Annotated in this window: 4 protein-coding genes; 1 reads left to right on the forward strand and 3 read right to left on the reverse strand. The window is 62.3% G+C overall.

The genetic code is table 11. From position 1 onward, the window contains the following. The first annotated feature begins 63 nt into the window (after window positions 1–63). Window positions 64–2,016 carry a putative bifunctional diguanylate cyclase/phosphodiesterase gene (locus ACMNI9_RS09970; protein ID WP_225749429.1) on the forward strand — a complete coding sequence of 651 codons (1,953 nt, stop codon included), beginning with the start codon at window positions 64–66 and terminating at the stop codon, window positions 2,014–2,016. A gap of 148 nt (window positions 2,017–2,164) precedes the next feature. Here ACMNI9_RS09970 and ACMNI9_RS09975 read toward each other — a convergent pair whose 3' ends face one another. From ACMNI9_RS09975 to ACMNI9_RS09985, 3 genes are read right to left on the reverse strand one after another with little or no spacing between them, the layout of a single operon-like run. After that, on the reverse strand, window positions 2,165–3,484 hold the full coding sequence (locus ACMNI9_RS09975; protein ID WP_216529465.1) for a trigger factor: 1,320 nt from the start codon (window positions 3,482–3,484) through the stop codon (window positions 2,165–2,167). Window positions 3,485–3,530: 46 nt separating this feature from the next. Continuing rightward, window positions 3,531–7,010 carry an FtsX-like permease family protein gene (locus ACMNI9_RS09980; protein ID WP_418831905.1) on the reverse strand — a complete coding sequence of 1,160 codons (3,480 nt, stop codon included), beginning with the start codon at window positions 7,008–7,010 and terminating at the stop codon, window positions 3,531–3,533. A gap of 10 nt (window positions 7,011–7,020) precedes the next feature. Continuing rightward, window positions 7,021–7,722, reverse strand: coding sequence for an ABC transporter ATP-binding protein (locus tag ACMNI9_RS09985; RefSeq protein WP_225749431.1), 702 nt, complete (start codon window positions 7,720–7,722; stop codon window positions 7,021–7,023). Between the last annotated feature and the right edge of the window lie 610 nt (window positions 7,723–8,332).

Here is an 8,332-nt window from a genome sequence, read left to right on the forward strand (position 1 = left end):
CTGCGAAGACTGAAGCGAGCTTTACCGTTCGACCGGCACCACCGCGAAGAAAGTCGGCCACCCATGACGTGGAACACCCTGCCCGAGATCGTTGCGCTCATCATCGTATCCATCATATCGGTGTACTCCCGAAGAAGCCACGGCGTCCCATCCCCTAAGAACCGCTTGTTCCACGCATGCCTGACGATGACCATGGCGGCGAGCATTGCCAGCCTGTGCTCGTCGTATCTCATTATGTTCGCCCCTTTGGAGCTGGCCGCTGTCACCTGGCTTGCAACCGCAGCCCATTTCGCACTCACGCCCCTTCTGGCTGCCACCTACTTCTACTACACTTCGGCCGTCATAGACGAAACCCGACCCCTCAACCGCACCGCGCTGGCCCTGTGCGCCGCGCCTTGTCTGGCATATCTGATCTGCGTAGCGGCAAGCGCGGCAACCGGCTGGCTGTTCTCGATCGACGCGACGGGCGCCTATCATCGAGGACCCTTCTATTACGTGGCGTACCTGGTTGCATACTTTTACTGCGCCGCGTGCCTGTTCGTCGTAGCCCTTTCGCGCGATTCCATACGTCGGGATGCGCGACGAATCCTGGCGACGTTTCCCCTCTTGGCATTCGCCGTGGTGTTCGCGCAGCAGATGTTTCCGCAGCACCTGCTGTCCGGCGCGGCAGCGGCCTGCGCGCTTTTGATCATCTACCTGTACCTGCAGAACAAACGGCTTTCGGTGGACCTGCTCACCGGCATACCGAACCGTCAAGAGTTCTTGTCCATGGTGTCGTTTCTCCACGACCGAGGCCAGGGATTCACGGTCGTGCTGGTGTCGATCTCGAACTTCAAGTTCATCAACGACCGATTCGGCAACGAGAACGGAGATCGCTTCCTGCAGGAATTCGCGAGCTTTTTGTCCGCCATCAAAGGATGCGCCAGCCTGTACCGATACAGCGGCGACCAGTTCGCTTTCGTGTTCGACGAACGCGCCTGCAAGGATCGCGATGCATCCGAGGCGGCGTCGGACGTTGTCGAGCAGCTGCGTCAAAGCCTTTGCAGAACCTGGAGCATAGGGGCTCAGTCGTATTCGATCGGGTTCGTCATGGGAGTCGTTTCCCACCCCGACATCGCAGACAATCCGCAGGATGTAAGCGCAGCGCTCGAATACGCCGTAGCCCGCGCCAAAGCGCTCGAGCCGGGAACGCCCTGCATGTGCACCCCCGAGATGATCGACGAGATACATCGCCGCAGCGCCATTGCGGACGCCTTGCGCAAGGCTATCGCCGAAAGAAGCCTGTCAACGCAGATCCAGCCCATTTGGTTCGAGCGTACGGAAGAGTTCGTCATGGCCGAAGTGCTATGCCGGCTCAACGACGAGAAGCTGGGGGCCATTCCGCCCAACGAGTTCATCTCCATTGCCGAGCAAACCGGGCTCATCGCAAGTTTGACGGAAATCGTGCTTGAAGAAGCATGCGCGTTCGCCGCATCGTATCGCGCCGCCCATCCGAACACGTCGATGCGAGGCGTTTCGGTCAATTTCTCGGCCGTGCAGTTCATCCAAAACGACTTGGCGGAAACCGTGCTCGCCATCGTGCGAAAGCATGGCATACCTCCCTCGTTTCTGCGCATCGAGATAACCGAGAGCGCCATCGCTGCGAACCCGGATACCGTACGCTCGTTCATGAACACCATGAACGAGCAGGGAGTGAAGTTTTACCTGGACGATTTCGGTACCGGATACTCGAACGTCGCGCTGATGCTGGAGCTTCCGTTCGACGTGGTGAAGCTTGACAAGAGCATCCTGAAGTCCATTGCAGAAGACGACCGGGGCCACTTGTTCCTAGAGCATCTTATTGCCTGCTTCACGTCTACGGGGTCGTACGTGTTGTGCGAAGGCGTCGAAACCGCCGAGCAGCGCAGCATGCTCCGGCAATGCGGCTGCACGCTCATGCAGGGCTACCTGCTTTCAAAGCCGCTGCCGCCAAGCGAAGCTGCAGCCATCATCGCAAAGCACGACAAGGGCGCCTGACGGCAAAGCAGCAATCCGCAGAGCCGCAAGACGGCAGAACGGCAAGGCAACGAAGCAACAGGCACGCCGGCAGCAAGAGGCCCCCGATTTCCCTTCGGAGATCGGGGGCCTCGAAACCGCTTGGATGGGAGCCTGCCAGACGCAGCCGCTATTCCGCGTCGGCTGCAGGGGCCGGCTGTGCGGCGGCCGGCTGCTCCACGTTCACGATAGCGTGCTCGAGAAGCCAGCGATTGGCCTTCATGCGCTCAGCAGCCTCACGCAGAGCGAAGCCGCGACCGCTCTCCTCCATTTCGCGGCGGGCGGCCTTCGGATTCTGCGGGTTCATCTGACGGCAAGCCGCCTCGATGTCCTCGTCGGTCAGCGTCATCTTTTCATGGCGGAACAAAGCGTCAAGAGCGTAACCCTGCACGAGCATTTCGCGCGTCTGCATCATGGTCATCATGCCGAACTGCTGCTCGCCGCCCTGGCTTTCCACGAACTGGTCAAGCGGAATGCCCTGCTGCTGAAGCTGGCCGCGCAGGTTGGACATGAGCGTGGATCGCATGGACTCGTACACTTCGTCGGCGATGCGGCCTTGGAAGCGCTTGCCCAGCTCTGCCGCGGCCATCTGCATCTTGAACCCTTCGTACTGCGCCATGTAATCGGCGTGAATGCGATCGGCGATGCCACCGCGCAAAGCTGCAGCGTTGCGGTACATGGGCATGTTCTTCTCCACCCATGCGTCGTCGATCTCCGGCACGATCTTTTTCTGGATCTCTTTGATCGTCACCGTGCAGTCCATCGTCTCGACCTGCTCGCCTACGCCGGTGGGGAATTCGAACGAGAACGACTTGGTCTCCCCCACCTCCATGCCCATGAGGTTGCTCTCGAACGCCTCGGGCATCAAGCCCATCCCCATCAGGTACGTGCGGCCGTCGGTCGACAGGTTCTCTATGCGCTCGCCGCCCTGGAACGCCTCGAGCGCCAGCATCATGCTGTCGCCGGCGCCTACGGGATGGGGCTCGTCGGTCACGAACTCCGCGTAGCTCTCGGCCATCTGCGCAATCTGCGCGTCAACTTCGGATTCGGGAACTTCCAGCGGCGGAACGGTGATGGTCACCTGGTCGTACGAGGTCAGCTCGTACTCCGGCTTAGGAGCAACGCGCAGCTCGAACGAGAACGTCTGGCCCCGCTTGAGCGGCTCTTTTGCTTTCGGCTGAGGCGGATACGCCGGCATGATGTTGCGCTTGTCGATCGCGAACGGCACCAGATACTCGATAGCCTGCTGCTGCACGATAGCGTCAAGATCCTTGATGCCCATCTGCTCCTCGACGGCCTGCGCCACCGGCTTGCCCGGCTGAGCCTGAATCCCCATCTGCTGGGCGAAACCGTACTGGGCCATGGTAAGCGCATGGCTCACTTCCGCCGTGGAAACAACGGCGTCGAGCAGGATAAGCCCGTCTTCGAGCTTCTTCTCAGTTACCTTCATAAGGGGTCCCCTTCTGTAGCGATCGTCAATGGGTTATTGTAGCGCATTACTCGTTGGACTTGAGGCTTTCGACCATGTCGATGCGGGCTAGTTTGCCGCGCATAGCCAGCATGACCAGCAACGTGAACAGCATGGTGAGCAAAAACGCCCACAAGAAGCTCAGCGCATGGATGGTGCGCCCGAACATCACCTGGTCCACCTCGGCCGTCACCACGACAAAGCCCTCCATCCACACGCCGAGCACCAAGCCGACCGCGCAGCCGATGGCGGCCAGCAAAAACGTCTCACGGAAGATGTAGGCGTTCATTTCGCGCGGGGTGAATCCGAGCACTTTGAGCGTGGCGATTTCGCGCATGCGCTCGGTGATGTTGATGTTCGTGAGGTTGTACAGCACGATGAACGCCAACGCGGCGGCGGCCACCACCAGCACCACGACGATCATGTTCACGCTCGAGAGCATGTCGTGGTACGCGTCGATGGTCTCGTCGTTGCTGGCCACCGTCTTCACGCCGTCGGTCGCTTGCAGCGTTTCAACCAGGTCCGCGCGCGCCGAAGAATCCGTGGACGCGATGGTCAGAACCGTCGAGAACGCAGGGGCCTCCCCCGTCAGGCGCTCGTAGAGCTTCGGGCCCATGAACGCGTAGTTGTACACGTAGTTTTCCACCACGCCGGTAACCGTAGCCTCGTACGACGTGTTGGTAGCGTTGCCGATGGCGTCCTGCTCGGTCAGCGTGACCGTATCGCCCACCGAAACCCCCAGTTCGCCCGCCAGCTTCTCGGCCAGCAGCAAGCCGTCGTCGGCAAGCTCGACCGGATGATGGCCCACGCGCGTGCGCAGATCGAAGAACTGCCGGAACGAGCCCGGATCTTGAGGGACTACCAGCTCTATGTGCGCGTCGGACTTACCGGGCCCGCTTGCCAACAGGTTTTGGCGGTCCACCGCAGTGTGCCCGCTTGCCAAGCGCGAATCGTCCAGCACGGCGTCTACGGTCTGGCGGCTTTCCTTCGACGCGTCGTCATCGAGCGTGATGGTCACGTTGTACTTGGTCAGATCGCGGAACTGCTTGTCGATGATGTCGTTGATGGCATCGGACAAGCCCAGGCCCGTCAACAGGAGCGCCGTGCATCCCGCAATACCGATCACCGTCATGATGAAGCGTTTCTTGTAGCGGAAAAGGTTGCGGAACGTCACCTTCCACGTAAACGAAAGGCGCTTCCACAGCGGAGTCGCCCGTTCAAGCAGGATGCGCTTGCCGGCCTTCGGAGCGCGCGGCAACATGAGCAAAGCGGGGCGCTCGCGCAGCGTCGCGGCCGCAGCCGCCAGCGTAGCCAGCAGCGTGACTCCAACGCCCATGCTGGCGGACAGCAGCGCGAAGAAGGGGTCGATCGGAAGCGGGAACGGCAGGTTGGGCACGAAGTAGATGATGCCGTAAGCCCTCATGATGACCGCCGGCAGCACCTGCGACAGCACCGCGATGCCCACGAGGCTGCCCGCGCCGCTGGCCACCGCCGCATAGACCAGGTACTTCCCCGCGATTCGCGTTCGCCGGTACCCCAGCGCCTTGAATGTGCCGATCAGTGCGCGCTCCTCCTCCACCATGCGCGTCATGGTGGTAAGGACCACCAGCGCAGCCACCAAGAAGAAGATGAAGGGGAACACCTGCGCGATGCTGTCCACGCGGTTCGCGTCGGCTTCGAAGCTGGCAACGCCGTAGTTCGCGTCGCGATCCATGACCATCCACTCGGGAGCAGCCAGGTCGTCGATCTGCTTTTGGGCCTTGTTCAGCTGGCTCTCGGCATCGGCCAGCTTGTCGCTCGCCTCGGTTTTCTGTCGTTCGTACTCGGCAAGGCCGCTCTGGTAATCAGCTTTGCCCTGCTCAAGCTGGCTGCGACCGCTTTCCAGCTGGGCGGCAGCCGCCTCAAGCTGCCGCTGCGCAGCGGCTATTTGGGCATCCGCCTGCACGCGCGCGGCTGACAGCTCCGATCGCGCCTGATCGAGCTGCTGCACGCTTGCGTCGAACTGCGCTTTTTGCTGGTCGAAAGCGGCTTGCTGCCCCGCAAGAACCGATTGCGCGGCGTCGACCTGGCGCTGCTGCGCCTCAAGCTGCTCGCGCGCCTGATCGAGCGCAGGCTTCTGCGCGTTCAAGGCGTCGAGCGTGGCCTGGGCGCTTGCAAGCGCCGTCTGGGCGGCCGCCTTTTCAGCCTGAAGCTTCTCGATTTCGACCGGATCGGTTGCGGTCTGCAGCTGTTCCTCCAAGAAGGCGATGCGGGCGTTCAGGTCGGCGATCGACTGCTCGGCCTGATGCACGCCCGCATCGAGCGCGTCGGACTGCTGCTGCCACCGGACCCGTGCGTCAGCCAGCGCATCCGCGCCCTGCTGCCACTGAGCCCACGCATCCTGCAGCTGCGCAGACGCCGCCTCGATGCGCGGGCGAGCTTCGTCGACCTGCGCTTGGCCGTCGGCTATCTGCTGTTCGGCGCTCGAAAGCTGCTGCCGCGCGCTCTCTTGCTGTTCGGCAAGCTGCGCCGCGCCGCGATCGTACTCGACCTGACCGTCGGAAAGCTGCTGCTCGCTTTGGGCGATGGTCGCAGCCGCATCGTCGAGCTGCTGCTTCGCCTGGTCAAGCTGCGATTGCGCTTCCGTCTTCTGCGATTCGTATTCCGCGCGCTTCTGATCGAGCTGCTTCTGAGCTTCCTCCTTCAGGCCGTCCACGCGCGCCTGCTCGCGCTCGGGGGCTATCTCCTTGATGCGATCCTCCACCTCGGTCACGCGCGCGTCGTACGCCTTGCTCGAGGCACGCTCGTCCGCGGCGCCCTTTACGGTGACGAACGCTTCCGTAAAGGGGAGGTCCGCCGAGAAATCGCTTTCCGGAACGTACATGAACTGCTGAATGGAGCCGGTTCCCAGCGTGGTCGAGCCCATGCTCGACGACGTGGCGTAGTACGGAGCGTTCACGAGTCCGACCACTTTGTACGTACGCGTTGCCAAAGTCTCGTCCACGTTTTGAACGCCCTCGACAACGGTAACGGTATCGCCGACGCGCACGCCCGAGTTCACCACAAGGTTTGCCGACAGCACGCACTCGCCCGCGCGTTCCGGCCACGAGCCCTCCACCAGGATGGGACGGTTGAGGTAGTCGGGATCGTCAGAGCGCGCATGCACGCTGTCGGACGTGTCGCTTTCGGACGCGGACGCAGGCAGCGAATGCACGCGCGTAGCGTATTGCTCGTCGCCAACGCGAACCATGACGTCGGTTTCGTACGCGGGCATGACGGACTCCACGCCGTCCACCTGGCGCAACGCGGCGATGTCGGCATCGGTGAGGCCCAGCGTCGAGAGAACGCGCACGTCCATCAACGTCGTGCCGTCGAAGAACTCGTCGGCAGCCAGCTTCATGTCCGGAGCCGTCATGCGAAGGCCGGCGTAGAACCCCGTCCCTAAGGCCACGATTGCCGCAATGGCCAAAAAGCGCCCGAGCGAATGGGTGATCGAGCGAACCGTTTCTTTAGCGAACGCGCTTTTCATAACGAACCGACTACCACTCGAGGCATTCGGCGGATTCGGGCGATTCGTTCACCTGCGCGCTGGCTACGCGACCCTCGCGGATATGGATGACGCGATCAGCGATGCTGGTGAACGCCGAGTTATGCGTGATGAGCACGACGGTTTTGCCGGTGTTGTAGCACGTGTCCTGCAGCAGCTTCAGAATAGCCTTGCCCGTTTGATAGTCGAGCGCCCCCGTGGGCTCGTCGCACAAAAGCAGCTTCGGGTTCTTCGCCAGGGCGCGCGCGATGGCCACGCGCTGTTGTTCGCCACCGGAAAGCTGCGCCGGAAAGTTGTCCAATCGATGCCCCAGCCCCACCTGCGCAAGCACCGTAGCCGCGTCAAGAGGATCCTTGCAAATCTGGCTGGCAAGCTCCACGTTTTCAAGTGCCGTCAGGTTTTGCACCAGGTTGTAGAATTGGAACACGAAGCCAATGTCGTAACGCCGATAGTACGTGAGTTCCTTTTCGGAGAAGGCGCTGATCTCGCGGCCGTCCAGCATGATGGTGCCCGACGAGCACCCGTCCATGCCACCGAGCATGTTCAAAAGCGTCGTCTTACCGGCGCCGGAAGGACCGACCACCACCACAAGCTCACCGCGTTCGATGTCGAAGGTCATGCCGTCGACGGCAGCCACTTCGACCTCGCCCATGCGGTACACCTTGCGCACATCGCGAAACTCAACGAATGCCACGGCGGCCCCTTCCCTTGCAATTGTTCCGAACCCTCACGATACACCAACGACCCTGCCCGTACCAGCTGCGGACGCGCTTCCGAACCAATTCGACAACCACACGGCACCCTGCGCGCCCTGCGCGCAGCGCGGGCGGGCAAGTAGAAGAGCCGGAGCAGGTGGCATGTCGAGGCGCAAGGTGCGGACGGGCGCTAGCGACGCTGTCCAGGCGGCAGGACGGGCGCAGGCGAAATGCGGGAAGGGAGGAACAGGCGCGTAGCGGCGCAGGCAACCCGATCGGCAAGCCAACAGCGCACGTCCTGCCGTCAGGGCCGCCTCCCCTCGAGCAGACGAACGCTCTGAACAAGGGAACCGCAGAGCGCTCAGGAAGCCAGAAGCCGAGCCGCCGACATCAACGTCGGACATCGTCGGCGCCGGGCGTCGCCCGAAAGCAACTCACGATGCGAGCGCGAAGCGCGCCGCCCGGCCGGGATCGAAAAGATCCAGGCTGCCGTATCTTTCGCTCGTGCCGCCCGACCGGGATCGCCAAGGCGGCGGCCGCCCTGTCTCTCGCATCTAAAAAAGCGCCCCGCGTGTGCGGGGCGCTTTCGGCAAACCGTATGGTGAAACG

Origin of the sequence: Paraeggerthella sp. (assembly GCF_048427265.1) — a bacterium.
GTDB lineage: Bacteria > Actinomycetota > Coriobacteriia > Coriobacteriales > Eggerthellaceae > Paraeggerthella > Paraeggerthella hominis.

Bases quoted from the DNA above. Each gene is read 5' to 3' on its own strand.
- ACMNI9_RS09970 (WP_225749429.1), top strand. From the start codon at position 64: ATGACGTGGAACACCCTGCCCGAGATCGTTGCGCTCATCATCGTATCC.
- ACMNI9_RS09975 (WP_216529465.1), bottom strand. From the start codon at position 3,484: ATGAAGGTAACTGAGAAGAAGCTCGAAGACGGGCTTATCCTGCTCGAC.
- ACMNI9_RS09980 (WP_418831905.1), bottom strand. From the start codon at position 7,010: ATGAAAAGCGCGTTCGCTAAAGAAACGGTTCGCTCGATCACCCATTCG.